This is a genomic window from Acidiferrobacterales bacterium (assembly GCA_028820695.1).
Lineage (GTDB): Bacteria > Pseudomonadota > Gammaproteobacteria > Arenicellales > JAJDZL01 > JAJDZL01.
Map to the genome: position 1 here is coordinate 26,910 of JAPPIB010000057.1, position 14,957 is coordinate 41,866.

The 14,957-nt window shown below is 52.5% G+C and carries 13 protein-coding genes; 6 read left to right on the forward strand and 7 right to left on the reverse strand.

All coding sequences use genetic code 11. From position 1 onward, the window contains the following. Nucleotides 1-27: 27 nt before the first annotated feature. The 3 genes from OXI60_12000 to OXI60_12010 form a co-directional block, all read right to left on the reverse strand. On the reverse strand, nt 28-297 hold the full coding sequence (locus tag OXI60_12000; GenBank protein MDE0310534.1) for an acylphosphatase: 270 nt from the start codon (nt 295-297) through the stop codon (nt 28-30). Beyond that, nucleotides 294-2,294: a transglycosylase SLT domain-containing protein gene (locus tag OXI60_12005; GenBank protein MDE0310535.1), complete on the reverse strand. Its 2,001-nt coding sequence runs from the start codon at nt 2,292-2,294 to the stop codon at nt 294-296. Before OXI60_12005 ends, OXI60_12000 begins: the two co-directional genes overlap by 4 nt. 305 nt (nt 2,295-2,599) lie before the next feature. Further along, a complete protein-coding gene (locus tag OXI60_12010; GenBank protein MDE0310536.1) occupies nt 2,600-3,070 on the reverse strand; it encodes a LysM peptidoglycan-binding domain-containing protein in 471 nt (156 codons plus the stop codon). Between the two features lie 581 nt (nt 3,071-3,651). Between OXI60_12010 and OXI60_12015 the strand changes: the two genes are divergently transcribed. Further along, a complete protein-coding gene (locus tag OXI60_12015; protein ID MDE0310537.1) occupies nt 3,652-4,269 on the forward strand; it encodes a rhodanese-like domain-containing protein in 618 nt (205 codons plus the stop codon). Between the two features lie 241 nt (nt 4,270-4,510). On the opposite strand, the gene rluD is transcribed toward OXI60_12015, so the two are convergent. Continuing rightward, nucleotides 4,511-5,479 (reverse strand): 23S rRNA pseudouridine(1911/1915/1917) synthase RluD, encoded by a 969-nt coding sequence (rluD, locus tag OXI60_12020; protein ID MDE0310538.1) that lies wholly within the window; start codon nt 5,477-5,479, stop codon nt 4,511-4,513. Nucleotides 5,480-5,665: 186 nt separating this feature from the next. Beyond that, the gene (locus OXI60_12025) at nt 5,666-6,625 is read right to left on the reverse strand and encodes a DUF429 domain-containing protein (protein MDE0310539.1); all 960 of its coding nucleotides are present in this window, start codon (nt 6,623-6,625) and stop codon (nt 5,666-5,668) included. A gap of 270 nt (nt 6,626-6,895) precedes the next feature. On the opposite strand from OXI60_12025, the gene OXI60_12030 reads away from it, so the two are divergent. Further along, entirely contained in the window at nt 6,896-7,726 is an 831-nt protein-coding gene (locus OXI60_12030; GenBank protein MDE0310540.1) for an outer membrane protein assembly factor BamD, read from the forward strand. Here OXI60_12030 and OXI60_12035 read toward each other — a convergent pair. Beyond that, nucleotides 7,723-9,345, reverse strand: coding sequence for an NAD+ synthase (locus OXI60_12035; protein ID MDE0310541.1), 1,623 nt, complete (start codon nt 9,343-9,345; stop codon nt 7,723-7,725). The two genes, OXI60_12030 and OXI60_12035, sit on opposite strands and share 4 nt — an antisense overlap. Before the next feature lie 85 nt (nt 9,346-9,430). On the opposite strand from OXI60_12035, the gene OXI60_12040 reads away from it, so the two are divergent. From OXI60_12040 to OXI60_12050, 3 genes are read left to right on the forward strand one after another with little or no spacing between them, the layout of a single operon-like run. Then, nucleotides 9,431-10,597 carry a GNAT family N-acetyltransferase gene (locus tag OXI60_12040; protein MDE0310542.1) on the forward strand — a complete coding sequence of 389 codons (1,167 nt, stop codon included), beginning with the start codon at nt 9,431-9,433 and terminating at the stop codon, nt 10,595-10,597. After that, a complete protein-coding gene (gene aat / locus OXI60_12045) occupies nt 10,594-11,286 on the forward strand; it encodes a leucyl/phenylalanyl-tRNA--protein transferase (GenBank protein MDE0310543.1) in 693 nt (230 codons plus the stop codon). The genes OXI60_12040 and aat overlap by 4 nt, the downstream gene beginning before the upstream one ends. 8 nt (nt 11,287-11,294) lie before the next feature. Beyond that, complete coding sequence (locus tag OXI60_12050) at nt 11,295-11,795, forward strand: TlpA disulfide reductase family protein (protein MDE0310544.1); 501 nt, start codon at nt 11,295-11,297, stop codon at nt 11,793-11,795. A gap of 14 nt (nt 11,796-11,809) precedes the next feature. Here OXI60_12050 and nadC read toward each other — a convergent pair whose 3' ends face one another. After that, nucleotides 11,810-12,670, reverse strand: coding sequence for a carboxylating nicotinate-nucleotide diphosphorylase (nadC, locus tag OXI60_12055; GenBank protein ID MDE0310545.1), 861 nt, complete (start codon nt 12,668-12,670; stop codon nt 11,810-11,812). Between the two features lie 653 nt (nt 12,671-13,323). Between nadC and OXI60_12060 the strand changes: the two genes are divergently transcribed. After that, nucleotides 13,324-14,883, forward strand: coding sequence for an AMP-binding protein (locus OXI60_12060; GenBank protein MDE0310546.1), 1,560 nt, complete (start codon nt 13,324-13,326; stop codon nt 14,881-14,883). Nucleotides 14,884-14,957: the final 74 nt, after the last annotated feature.

A 14,957-nucleotide genomic window follows, 5' to 3' on the forward strand; every position in this document is an offset into this window, starting at 1 on the left:
GGTAACCGGGCACTGTTGTCGGGTGCGCTAGCGAACAGAAAAACGCTCGCACACCGGTTCCTGGGAAGGTTCCCAACGCACCGATCGGACATCCGATCGAAGGGTTCCCCGCCACAGTTCCAATTCGAGCTTTTCCAAGTTTTCCGGACTCCCCTGGGCCAAGACCTCAACGGTCCCATCTTCCGCATTTCGTACCCAGCCATTGATTCCATGATGAATGGCGACATCCTGTACGAACTTTCGAAACCAGACTCCCTGAACCAGACCCGAGACGACCAACTTTCTGGTTTCGATCATTCCGACGAGCTGGCGTGCTGTATGTCCGGTAGCTGGAGGTAATCTCTGACCCGCGCACTCTGCGAGTTGTGAATCTGCTCATAAACAACGAAATTGACCAGAATGTTCTTGACGTAATTTCGTGTCTCGTCGAATACGATCGTCTCTACCCAGATTGCGGGATCAGACGCGCGAAAGGAATTTTGCCACTTTTTCGCTCTTCGCGGACCGGCGTTATATCCCGCAATTGCTTGAATCGTCTTGTAGTCGGCTTGGTCGAGCAGCTGTTTGAAATAAGCCACGCCGAGTCGAATATTCACTTCGGCGCGTTGAAGATCGCCCACACTCGGTTTTTTCAGTCCACTCTTGTTGGCTGTCATGCGGGCGGTCGAGTGCATCAGCTGCATGAGTCCTGTTGCCCCGCGTCCGGAACGAATATCGCGTATGAAATTGCTTTCCTGTCGCATGATCGAGTAGATCCACGGTTCTGGAATACCATGCCGAAGAGACTCCCTGCGAACAATGTGGGCATATGGCGACGGATGCGTGACGTTCATCTGCAGTCGTGCGCGATCAGTCCGGTAACTGGACTGGATCGCACCGTCATGCCAGCCCCACAGATGAAACTGGATCGCTGTGTGATACCAGAAATCCGCATCGTCCCTTCTGGCTGCCTTGAGCCGTTTCAATTCCCGTCTGGCTGAGTAGGGCTTGTTCATGACCAGCCACTCCCGAATACGCAGTATCGCAGGCTCCAGCATCGCAACGTCTGCGGAATGATTCAGATGAATGGATGGAACAGGTTGATGGATTGAGTATGGCAACCCCAGCTGATCGGCTGCGAGAAACCCGTAATAGCTGTACTCACTCGATAGATCCAGCCAGATCGGATTGGCGAGCTCTTCATCGCCGGTCTCATACAGGGCGCGCGCCTTCCAATACCTCCATTGCGACCGACTCGCCTCTTTGATGGGCATCAGATCAACGGTCTGCATGACCTGCTTCCAACTTTCTGTTGCAAGGGCACTCGTGGCCATCAGTCGCAACGACTCGCGGTCGTGCACATCAGCGGGCAGATTCCGAAGCCAGTCGAAGCTGTCCTGATGTTGCGCCCAAGCCAGCCTGAGTGCGATTGTCCTTTCAATCTGTGACATTGTCTTGATCGCTGCTGAATCGATCTTGCGAAGTTCCTGCCATAATTTGGCGGCATCACCTACATCAGCCCTGGCGACCCGAACCATTCCGTGATTGATTACCCCGTGACCCTGCTTCGATTCACTCCACTTGGAAAAATTCTTCCTGATGTTCTTTTCGGGGTGTCTATGCACTGCGTTCAGATGTTTTCCCCAGCGCTGGTACTGTTTGGACTTCAGCAATCCGGCGAGGTAGTCCGTCAGACGACCGTCGTTGCGTAACTTGGTGAGCAGCATTCTTTCAAAAATCAGCCGGTCGTCGATAATACCGGTATCGAATCCATATTTGAAGACGATATCGCACTGTTCGGGTTGCGAACGGTTGACCAGCCATAGTTTATGCATGGCCTGTTCCAGCGATGCGCTGGCCGGATTCGACGAATCCTGTTTTTTCAGTTGGATCATCGCGTGGGCGGCCAAGCACCGCGTCTTGGTGTTGCTTGAGTCAGCGTAATGTCTGATAACAAGTTCCCAGTCTCCGTGATGCCGGAGCCGCTTAAGCCACCAGTTGGCGAAACTGGAAGGAATCGGGATCTGCAATTCAGAAACGATCTGTGAGATCTCCTTGTTGCTGAACTGGGATTGTGTCGCCCGTATTTCCTTCAGTCGAAGATACGGGAACAATGGGTAGGACTTCAGGTCTGGCCTGATCTTCAGCCATTTGGAAATTCTGCCCTGATCCAGGTGCCGGGCAGCTTCGAGATAAGCTTTTCGCTGTTGAGCCAGGTCCAATCCGGAACTGGCGGCGGACGTCGCTGACACAGTCAGCGCCAACACCAGGACGCAGATGCATCGGATGAAGGTGATCAGTGAGTTATTCCGCATCAAACCTGTATGTTCAGGCAATAAAAATGGGTGACCGGGTGCAGGAGACAAAACCGAATGGACTGCTGCCAGAGCCGACTCGGTGCGGACACTCTGTCCTAATCTGTCATTTGCAGTCTGGATGAACCTCCAGCGTGACAAGCGACAAGCACATTGTTACGACCGGATGCATGCAGAAAATCGGCGGATACGGTCAGATAGCCGACCGTACGACGCCGATTCCCAAATAATCTGGTTCAAATGCGACAAACACAGATTCAATCAGTTGGTTTGGGCATGGACTTGCCCCTCAGCCAACTGTTGAATTACATGGTTGACGCGCGATACTCAGTATCGGATGCCTCAACTTCACCGATTGACCATGCACCTCGATTCTTTGCGTGCATGACGGCTGCATCAATCATATCGCGACTCAGGTCACGTTGAATGGACAACTCCTGGCCGGGAAAGATCAGATCGGCATCTTCGATGCTCTTGTTACGGGCATAAATCAATGGCCAGCGGAACGGGTCATTGTAAATTGATGACATTCCAGCGATATTCCATAGATTTTCGCCAGTCGACACAACGTGAATATCATCTGAAACCATGAGCGGTTCAACTGTAACCTCAGTTTCGTCCATGACTTCTTCCTTTGGTTCCTCCATGGTCATCATCTCAGCTTCTGCTGGAGGGGAAAAGCCAAAAATCGCCCGAAAAAGCTGACACCCTGACACGCTGAATGTCAATAGCACAACAAGAGCAAGTAATACGCCGCGTAGGCTAGTGGATTTCATTTGATTATCCATATTGTGAAATCACCTCAAAAACATAAATTTATGGAATGTTGAAATACGACATTCACGAATCGCTACACCCCGTATCTTAAAAAAGGACAGCCTGTATCGTTCATATAGTAAATTATATGAAAATAATTCAGGTAAGTTGAACAATTAATTACTGACAATCTGCTTCTCGAGACAGGTTTTCGAAGCATTTTTTTAACGATGGGAAAGCAGACGAAACGGGCTGTCTCGTCTTTCCTGATCACGGCGCTTCGGAGCTAGCCCAATGACGGGCCCGAATCAGCAAAAATCCGGTATTGCATGGCTTTCGACCAATTGCCGCCGCAGTGGTTCAGTTGCATCACCGTGCCGGCCGCAAAATGCGGTTGAAATAAAAACTTGCATAATACCGGCGAAATTACAATAATTCAGCATAGGAATGCCCAGTCCTTCGGTAGCCAGAAATTGAAAACCGCTGGACAGAAATGAGCTATAACTTTTCCAAACGCGGGACGGTGACGTCCTGAATAGATGAACAGAGGTAAATGATCATGCGAAAAATCTGCATTTTATTGATTGGCGTTATTTCACTCGTGACAATACCGTTGGTCGGGTCGGCTGACTCCAAACCTGTAGGGATTACACCGGATATCATGTCGGTGCCCTTTGACATAAATGGCTCAACCGTCTCGATTGAGCGCAATCAGGATAACAATGCAACAGTGAATCCCGCGTTTGCGAAGACATCACGTCCCTGCCCGCCGTTTTGCATTCAGCCATCAAGTCTTGCCGTTGGTGTGGAAACCATCGCAGAAGTCGAATTGATTGCATTGGCGAAGGACATGAATGACGGTAATGAGGACATTATCGTTATTGATTCGCGTACGCCTGACTGGGTTGAGCGGGGCACCATCCCCACTGCCATGAATGTTCCGTGGACCAACCTGAATCCTGCGAAGGGCGCGACACCGCTGGAAATCGCAGAAATTCTTGAGTCGGTGTTCAACGTAACCGAGAGCGAGGGATTGTTTGATTTTTCCAACTGCCGCACTGCGGTCATGTTCTGCAATGGAATGTGGTGCGGTCAGTCACCGAACAACATCAAGAATCTGTTGCGACTGGGTTATCCCGCGCACAAGATCAAGTGGTATCGGGGTGGCATGCAGAATTGGGAGAATCTCGGATTGACGACCATTCACCCCAACGCATAACCGTCTGACAATCAGCTGATTCAGATAGGACCGCTCGAAGCAGCAGCTTCGAGCGGTCTTTCTATTTTTATCTACCGACAGTCGTGTCTTTGTCATCTCAAGACGACTTGTGAGTCGGTGATTCGCAATCAGCCGACCGCTCAGGCAAGGCAGCGCTGACCGTCGGGAGCAGGCAACCGGAACTGATCAACTGTCGATGTCTCGCCCGGATTCATCGCGGCAGTTCAATATTGTTCAAGATTCAACTCTTTGAATAGCCTGACTGTATCGCAGGTTGCACCGAGTCTCGCTTCAGGGCAACAAGCAGCACCCGCATGTCCTCAGGTACACCCGCATGCCACTTCAGTTGTTCATTGGATGCAGGGTGGTTGACACTCAGCGTCTCGGCATGCAGTGCCTGACGGCGGAAACCTTTCAGCGTTGCCACCAGCGTCTCGTCCGCAGCGGCTGGAATTTTTGTCCTGGTTCCGTATTCCGGGTCGCCGACCAGGGGATGCCCCATGTGCTGGAAATGCACGCGTATCTGATGGGTTCGCCCGGTGTCAAGCGATACCCGCAGCAAAGTGTGCATCCGGTAGCGCGAGACGATTCTATAGTGACTGATCGCGTCTTTGCCCAGCCCCGCAGTCATTTTCTTTCGGTTGCGCGGATGCCGGCCTATGGGTGCATCAATCGTTCCGCCCGAAATCAGTCTGCCATCGACAATAGCGAGGTATTGACGTTTGGCGAGTCGATTCTTGAATTGCTTGACGAGCGCGAGTCGTGCAGTCTCGGTCTTCGCGACAACGAGCAGCCCGGATGTGTTCTTGTCGAGACGATGGACGATGCCGGCCCGCGGCAGAGCGCTCAGCGAATCTGCATGACTGATCAGCGCGTTCAGAAGAGTGCCGCACTGGTTTCCAGCGCCAGGATGGACCACCATGCCCGGGGCCTTGTCGATCACAAGCAGATGATCATCTTCAAACACGATGTCAAGCGGAATGTCCTCGGCCAGCCAGTCGTGGCGCTCAGGTTGGGGGATTTCAACCCGAAGCCGCTCACCGCCGGAAACAATCTTCCGACGCGATGGGGTGTCCTCATCCAACAGAATCCTGCCGGCGTCCAGCCACGACTGGATCGTTGTTCTCGAATAATCCGGCAGGAGCAGGGCAAGTGCCTTATCCAGTCTGTAACCGCGATATTGATCAGGTACGGATAGCTCGATGTCCAAGTTGTTGAACCTCAGCAATGGGGAAATTCAAACGTAGTGTCGGTTCGCGGCCGAGAGCCAGCAAGGAAGCATGAGGAACGAGGCTACATGTGCATCCCAACCTCTCAGCGACCCGCAGAATTGTTTTTGACAACCGGGAATTGGACAGAATAGGATATTTCCAGAAGATTTTGACTAACACTCTTTTTATGGTTGGAAGCGACGACCCCTTTGGGCTAGGTTGACCGTCCCAACCAAGAGCATTGATCCCTCCGCAATTTCGTCAATCCAGCCCCGACTAGTCAGACGCCTTTTTTCAATAACGCAGCGCATGGCAGCAGCGGCCGTAAGGTGAGCATCGAAGTCATCATCGTTCTTGACCAGTGCCTCAAGTTCGCCAAGTTCAATTTCGTTATCTTTAACCCAATTGGCTTCTTTAAGGAGTTCACAGACTTCATTTCGTTGTTCTCGTTTGGTTTTAGACACGATAAGCCTGCGTGTGGGAAGTTCGTCCGCCTCCGCCAACGCAGTGGCATAGGCGATACCGGGATACGTTTCACATAGGAAAATACTGTCTTGGTGGAGAAGACCAGACAGGTCGTTTTCGAATGGCCAAATTGTAAATTCTCGATCGCCGCAGGTGAGGGCTGGAATCAATTCGCGCCAGAAGCATCGGGTTGCTCCACCAACGACACCTGGAATTCCACTGACGGCAAAAACTGGCTTTGCGTTTGTTGCGCGATCAATACAACGACGAAACCCATCACACACTAGATCTGTGAATGACCTAAGTCCTCCTTCGCCCTTTGGTACACGAAACCAAGGTCGATCGACATGCCACTCTCTCGAATCTGTGTTAATGTGAAAGAAGTCACTGTCGGGGTCAATACGACTTAACCAATCCACGAAATTCTTGGGTTTGTGGCGTTCACTTTTTTCACGAACCATGCGCCAGTATCCGTCTGAAACGCCTAGTACTACGTCGACTCCGATCAGCACGGGACCGCTTCCCCGAAGAGAATTCGCGAGATCCAGCAATGCTTTAAGGTTCCAATACTCGGTCTTTGGATTCTTCTTCTGAATCGATTTCTTATCTATATCTGCAACGTATACTGATCGTTTTGTTGGATCTTTGCTCCAATCTGCAGAAATGAAATATGCGCACATAAGTAACAATCTAAGGATGTGTAGTGGAATATAGCGTCTGTTTTCTATACTCGTGTAAAGTTATGAAACCTATTATACCGGCAGGGCTTTTCTTGCTTTTGACTTGTCTAACGAGATTTCAGGGGAGATTGTTATTGAGCAATCGACAAATTTCACTTTGTATAATGATACCGCCAATTGCGATGCCGTCGTTGCAATGACGATATCAGCGCAGGTTCCAGACCATGCTGTGCATATCAGCAATACCTGACCGAAAATTGTGGGAAGTTCATGAAGCTCAATCGAATCATCCTTGTTCTGGCAGCACTGACCTCGCTCATTATCGCGGGTTGCGGCGGTAAGGACAAAGATAGGATACGCTCCGAGCGGGAAATGTACGATCGCGCGTATTCTTCCTTGAATTCAGGTGCTTACGAAACCGCGATCGAACGCTATACGGCACTCAGTGCAGCTTACCCGTTCGGTACCTACACCACGCAGGGTGAACTGGAAATCTGCTACGCCCATTACAAGCTGAAAAATTCGGATGAAGCTGTCCCGTGCGTGGATGAGTTCCTGAGCCTGCACCCCACGCATCCGCACATCGACTACGCATATTACCTCAAGGGTCTGGCCCATCTCCCATTGCGGGCACCAAGGCTCGGAGAGCGGTTTTTCAAGACGCAGGAGCAGTTCAGCGATCACGATGCGGAGTCGGCACGGGAGGCCTATGAGGCGTTCAACGTGGTGATCGAGCGGTTTCCGTTCAGTGAATATGCGGAGTCCTCACGGACGATACTTGTCAATCTGATCAACGCATTTGCCCGCCACGATCTGCGGATCGCGAGATTCTATCTGTATCGCAATGCCTATGTGGGCGCGATCAACCGGGTCAAGCAAGTGCTTTTGCGCTACGAGACATCACCGCATACTGAAGAGGCGCTGGCGATTCTTATCTATGCGTACGAGCAACTGGAGTTGCCTGAGCTGGCGGCGGATAATCGCAGGGTGCTTTCGTACAATTTCCCAGGCAGCAAATATCTCGGCAACGAGCATATCGTTCTGGACCAGGAGATTTTGGAACGCAGCACCAAACCTCTATTGCTTGGCGTATTCCGCTAACTGCGATTGGTGATCGGGTAACGCCGGTCGCGCCCGAATGCCAGTTCGGTAATCCGTACACCGGGCGGTGCCTGTCTGCGTTTGTATTCATTGCGCTTGACCATCCCGACAATTCGACGGACTGTTTCCGCCTCAAATCCTGATTTGGCGATCTGATCGGAATCCTGTTCCTGCTCGATGTACTGTTGCAGGATTGCATCAAGCAGCGCGTAGTCCGGCAATGAATCGGTATCGCGCTGATTTTCCGCCAGCTCGGCTGTGGGTGCGCGTTCAAAGACGATTTCGGGGATCACATGACCGATGTGCTCATTGCGATATCGAGCCAGTTCATAAACCAGCATTTTCGGCACATCCTTGATGGGTGCGAAGCCGCCGGCCATGTCTCCGTAAAGAGTGGCGTAGCCCACGGCCATTTCGCTCTTGTTACCCGTGGTGATCAGAATCTTTTTCTTCTTGTTCGATATGGCCATCAGCAGCGTGCCTCGGCACCGGGCCTGTATGTTCTCCTCTGTGACGTCTGAATCGAACCCTTCGAATTCAGTCGTCAGTTGATTCAGAAACGCTTCAAAAATCGGCTCGATGGAGATGATCGAATAGGGTACACCAAGCATTTTCGCCTGTTCGATCGCTGCATCCATGCTGACCTGACCGGTGTATCTCGAGGGCATCAGGACCGCTTCCACATTGTCTGGACCGATCGCGTCAGCGACAATGCATAGCGTGAGTGCCGAATCGATCCCTCCCGACAGTCCCAGCACAGCGCCTTTGAATCCGTTTTTGCCGATGTAGTCCGCCACCCCGAGCCTTATGGCAGTGTAGACGCCCTGGACATTGTCCGGAATCGGTGCAACTGTATGTGCAATCGGCGTGATCGGACCCCTTGCGGTAAAAGTTGAGCGCACCACTGCCTCCTCGAAGTGGGCTGCTCTGACGACAACCGAGCCGCTGGCATCACAGACCAGGGAACCACCGTCAAAGACCAGCTCATCCTGACCGCCGACGAGATTGACGTAGACAATGCTGACGTTATTGTTCCGGGCGCGGGTGCGGACAATCTCATTTTCCCGGTAGGCAATCTTGGCCGCGTCAAATGGCGATCCGTTCAAGGTGAAGATCAGATCCGCGCCTTGCGCGACAGACTGTTCCACCGGACCGACTTCCCAGACATCCTCGCAGATCGTCAGACCGATCCGCACCCCATCAATCTCCTGTACCTTAGGCGCGATACCTGCGCTGAAGTATCGTTTCTCATCAAAAACTCCATAGTTCGGAAGCAGCTGCTTGTGATAGGTGCAAAGTTGCCTGCCATCGTCAATCATGGTCGCTGCATTGAACAGTGCACCCGACTCGCGATGGGGATGTCCGACACACAAGGCGATTCCCGGTACCGCATCGGTCAGCGTCTGCAAGGTCGCCTCACAATCATCGATGAAACGATTGCGGAGCAGCAGGTCCTCTGGCGGGTAGCCACAGACGGTCAATTCCGGGAAAACGGCATACCGGCAGTTCAGCCGGTCGCGGGCATCGATGGCAGCGGCGATCACCCGGTCCCGATTGCCCTGAAGATCACCGACGACAAGATTCAACTGGGCTAACGCTACGCCAAATTCTGAAGCCATCAGATATACTTTTATCTCGGTTCGATCGTGAATTACGTGGAAAGCGGTGCGTCATCCAACAACTTGCAGCGGTATCGAAAAAGAATTGTTCAAGCAGGAAATCATCCAGTCAATCAATCAGGTCAGTGCCTATGAATGGAATCGGTGTGTGCCGTCGGATAGTCCATTTCTTCGCCACGAATTCCTCAACGCGATGGAACAGTCGGGATGCGTATCGGAGGAAACAGGATGGTGCCCGATGCATATTGTATTACGAAAACCGGACGTTCCCGATTCGCCTGTGGCGGGCGCGTTGCCGCTATACCGGAAATATCACTCATGGGGCGAGTTTATATTCGATTGGCAGTGGGAGAACGCGTATTTTCGTCATGGCCTGCAGTACTATCCGAAATTGGTATCGATATCGCCGTTCACCGGTCTGCCCGCCCCGAAACTGCTTGCAGCACCTGACTCTCCGGTCGACGAGGTGCGCAGCCAGCTCACCGACTCCTGCCTGAACGAAGCCAGCGACCCTGATCTGTCTTCGTTGCATCTGCTGTTCCTGAATCAGGATGAGCTTGATTATTTCACCACCAGGGATCTGATTCCGCGGCGCAGTAACATCAGTTTTGTCTGGACAAACAACAGCTATGGTTCAATGGATGACTTTCTGTCGACCCTGTCGAGCAGAAAGCGAAAGAAAATCAGGCATGAGAGAAAGTCCGTCCGAGAGGAGGGTATACAGATCAAGGTGATTCCGGGTACCGAAATGGAGGACTACCATTGGTACTCCTTTCACCTTTGCTATTACGCCACCACCCGTAAATATGATTCGTTTCGATACCTGAACCGCGAGTTCTTCCAGATGATCCGGGAATCCATGCCGGAAAATCTGCTGCTCGTCTTAGCTGAGCGGGACAATCGACCGCTGGCGAGCGGGCTGTTCTACCAGGGCGGCGGAACACTCTACGGACGTTACTGGGGCACATTGCAACCGGTGTCCAATCTGCACTTCGAAATTTGCTATTACTCTGCCATTGAATACTGTATCGAGAACGGATTCAGGCAATGTCACGCCGGTGTTCAGGGCGCACACAAGCTGAGCCGGGGATTTTTGCCGCAAGCGTGCTATTCCGCACACATGTTCAACAATACGCAGTTTTCCGACGCGATTCGTCACTACACCATTGAGGAATCACATAGCCTGGATGTACGTCAGGAACATCTTTTTGACTTCTCTCCGTATGCGAAGATCATGGAGGACAAGAATTGATCACCGTCCTATCTCCCGATCTGCGCAATCCTGGCTTCCCGGAGCTCGACTCGCCCGGCGATCAGTTCAGCCCGGTTGCGGTTGGTGGCGACCTCTCAGTCGAAAGACTGCTGATGGCCTACAGTCGCGGGATATTCCCCTGGTTCAGCAACGATGAGCTCATTTTCTGGTGGAGTCCCGATCCGCGTCTGGTGGTTTTTCCGGAGCGGTTCAAGGTATCTCGGAGTCTGCGCAAGAGTATCCGCAACCGAGGCTATTCAGTTACAATCAATAAGGATTTTGAAGCTGTTATTCGAAACTGTGCGACTACTCTGCGACCGGGTGAGGAAAGAGTCTCTACCTGGATTACCAACGCAATGATCGACGCTTATTGCGAGCTCAGCAGACTCGGCCATGCACACTCGGTGGAAACCTGGCACGACGGACAGCTTGTCGGCGGCCTGTACGGTGTCAGCCTGGGAAAGGTATTTTTCGGTGAGAGCATGTTTTCCACCCGGACTGATGCGTCAAAGGTTGCGCTGTGTCATCTTGTCGCAAAATTACGCGAGTGGAATTTTGTGCTGATTGACTGTCAGATCAAGACCTCGCTCCTGAGCAGTATGGGGGCGGAACAGATTGAGCGAACTGAGTTCCTGACGCTCGTCAGGCGCGCAATTGTGCGCAACTCAGATGATGAGGATTGGACATAGGTACCGCTATGATTCGACAGAACCGTCTGATTGACTGGATTGGCGCTGTTTTGGCTGCCGCGATGCTGGCTGTCTCGACCGCGGGTGCCTCCGACGAGATTGTTGATTTCACGTTGCCTGACATTCAAGGAAACCTCCACAGTCTGTCAGACTATCGGGGGCAGTGGGTGATTGTCAACTTCTGGGCGACATGGTGCGCCCCGTGCATCAAGGAAATTCCGGAGTTGAATGAGGTTTCCAGGCTGACGGATCCGGTCACACCGGTTGTAATCGGGATCGATTTTGAGGAGATTGATACCGAAAGCCTGAAGGAATTCATCATGGCGCTTGAAATGGAATATCTGGTTCTGCGCATTGGAGACCAGCCGCTGGTTCCATTTGAACCGCTCAAGGGCATGCCGACGACATTCATCGTCTCACCTGAGGGAAAGATTGTATTTCGCAAGATTGCGGCGGTGACAAAGCATGTTCTGATCGAGAAATTGAAAGCGCTGACCCAAAGCGAATAGACTTGCCCGGGCAGTCAGGCATTCGCGCCGGATGAGTCAAACAACATCGTAAAGTCGATGGCCCGTACGTTTTTGGTAATCGCACCGACCGATATGTAGTCGACCCCTGTCCTTGCGACTTCGCGGATGTTGCCAAGGTCAATGTTTCCCGATGCCTCGAGCTCGACCCGGTGCGCATTGATCTTTACGGCTTGTGCGATATTGTCGACACTGAAGTTGTCCAGCATGATTCGGTTCGCGCCGCACCGAAGGGCGCCTTCGAGTTGATCGAGACGTTCGATTTCCACTTCAATCAGTGCGGGACGACTGTCCGGCAAGCCACGCAGGATCGACTCCAGTGAATGTGTTGCGTACTGGTGATTGTCCTTGATCAGGATTCCGTCGTATAGCCCATGGCGGTGATTGGTGCCACCGCCGATACGAACGGCATATTTTTGGGCATTGCGCAGGCCTGGAACGGTTTTGCGTGTATCGAGTATCCGTGTTCTGTATTCGGCGATGGCCTGCACGAACTGGTTGGTCACAGTCGCGGTTCCCGACAGTGTCTGCAGAAAATTCAAAGCGGTTCTTTCGGCTGTGAGCAGTGATCGCGCACTTCCATTGAGCCGGCATACTGTCTGATTGGCGTGCAGTTCGTCTGCGTCGTCACAGAGCCAATCAATCTGTATCGACGGGTCGGTCTGGTGGAACACCTCATTGAACCAGGCACAGCCACAGAGAATTGCAGATTCCCGCACCTTGACGTACGCATTGACGTGCTCGCGATCCTCGATCAGACAGCTTGTTGCGTCGCCATCGCCAACGTCTTCGCGCAATGCGACACGAACGATATCCGGGATGTCACCCGGAAGTTCAATGGCATTGGCTGGTTTCATGTTCACTCACAACAATCAATTTGCAGGTGGTGGCAAAATGCGCACAACTGTGTTGTGTTGCAAGTCGCCTCAAGTGCATACGCCGTCGCACAGACCGAAAATCCAGTCCGCTCCGCCGCCTTGAATCGATAGATGCTCACAACTTTTCCAGACCACCGCACTCCTGAAATCGCAAGGTCACGACGCAAACGCGAATTTACAGCCAATGACGCAACCAGTCAGCCTCACCGACTGACGCTGACCGGGGATAAATTGTGTTCGCACTTGGTTCGCGATCACGAACTGCAGTCGCTGCTGAGCGATCACTTTGAACCTCACTTGTGATCTGCTCGAGCGAAGCCCTGGAACAACGCTTCTTGCCGGTCAGCAAATCCCTCCCTGCGTGCTGGCATTATGATACGTCGGAATTCGCTGTGCCCGCAAATCTCACCATTTGACCTGCCCGCAAATACTCGCCCGGTCCGGCAGCGTGAGAGGAACCGTCAATAAGACTCAGTCGACAATCAGTCAAAACTGTCTCACGCAATGGTCGCTACTGTGCAACAATATAAGGTCCGAAAGTTGCAACCGGATGCCAATCCGAAAATCCATACTACATGCGAAGTTGTTTGCCAGCCTCGTCCGACCCGCTGGCATGCAGGAGGTATACGATCATGTCTCACGATATTTGGAATATTTTCAGTCCGCGCCTGAAATCAAATGCACCAAAAACCGCCTGGATTCGCAGACAGCGAGATGCACAATCCCTTTCGTATACGTATGGAATGGTGCACCAATCTGCGCTGCATATGGCAGCCCGCCTGCGCGAGCATGGTGTTTCGCAAGGAGATGTTGTTTCCGTAATCGGACCGAACGGTATTGAATGGGGCGTTGCCGCCTTCGCAGCATGGCGGGTTGGTGCGATTCTGGCCCCGGTCCACATCGGTTACAGCGAGGAAGACATCCGCACCCAGATCACAGCATTGAGTCCCAAGTTGATCATGGCACACGAGGCAGACTCAAAACTCTCGGGTGTCGACACACCCCAGATTGCGATTGAGATTACAAGTGAACTCTCGGCCGCAGAGGAACAGGTTGCCAGCAACAATCTGAGCTCAGAAGAGGCGGTGCGAATCTACACTTCAGGCAGTACGGGCTCGCCCAAGATTGTCCGGCTTTCGCATCGCAACCTGTCGTCAAACGTGATTGCCTGCTCGAAAATCGTTGAGATCGATCACAATGACAGATTTCTCAGTCTGCTGCCGCTCTCACACACATTTGAAATGGTGGGTGGGATGTTACTGCCGCTTTACTGCGGATCGTCGATCGCATTGCCCAAAGTGCTGACCGCACAGGAGGTGCTGGCAGCCATGGCGGAAGAGAATGTATCAGTTGTATTGGCGGTTCCGCGGCTTTATCGCAATATCAAACGGGGCATGGAGCAGAAATTTCACAGCGGCAGTTTTCTGCTTCGGGGCTATGTTTCGCTGCTTGGCGCTTTGCCGATGAGTCTGAGAACCCGACTGAACGCGCCGTTGCGCAAGAAATTGAGTCCGAATCTTCGCTACTGGGTCAGCGGCGGCGCCCGACTTGATCCGGTCATCGCACAGTTCTTCCGCGATCTGGGGATCAGTCTCAGGCAGGGATATGGATTGACAGAGACATCTCCGGTTGTCTGCGTTCAGGAGGCATTTCCGGACAACCTCGACAGTGTGGGTTATGCGATTGAAGGCGTAACCGTCAAGATTGACAATCCTGATGAGCTGGGAAGCGGTGAGGTGCTGGTCAAGGGGGACAATGTCATGCTGGGATATTCCGATGAGTCAGCGACGCAGGAAGTGATGACCGATGGGTGGTTTCGAACCGGCGATCTGGGAAGACTTGACAGTTCCGGAAATCTGAGTCTTACCGGCCGAATCAAGAGAACCATCATCACCGAGGGCGGCAAGAATGTGTATCCGGAAGAGCTTGAATCACTGCTTGAGCGCTATCCGGATGTCAAGGAGGCCGGGATTGTTGAATTCGATAATCGTCCCTGTGCCGTGTTTGCCATGGAAAATCCCGAAACCGGCGCTGCACGGGCAAAACAGATTCTGAAGGACTTCAACACCAAGGCATCTGCCCACAATCACATTACCCGATGCGCAGTGGTCGAGGACTTGCCGAAGACACCGCTTGGCAAGACCGCACTGTCCAAACTCCCCGAAGTGTTCGAGTCTTACGAAGTACGCTGAACGGACAATCCAGGTGGGTTACGTCCGCGCAAGCCCATGCTTGTGCGATTTCCACAGGCGCAATCCAAAGCTTG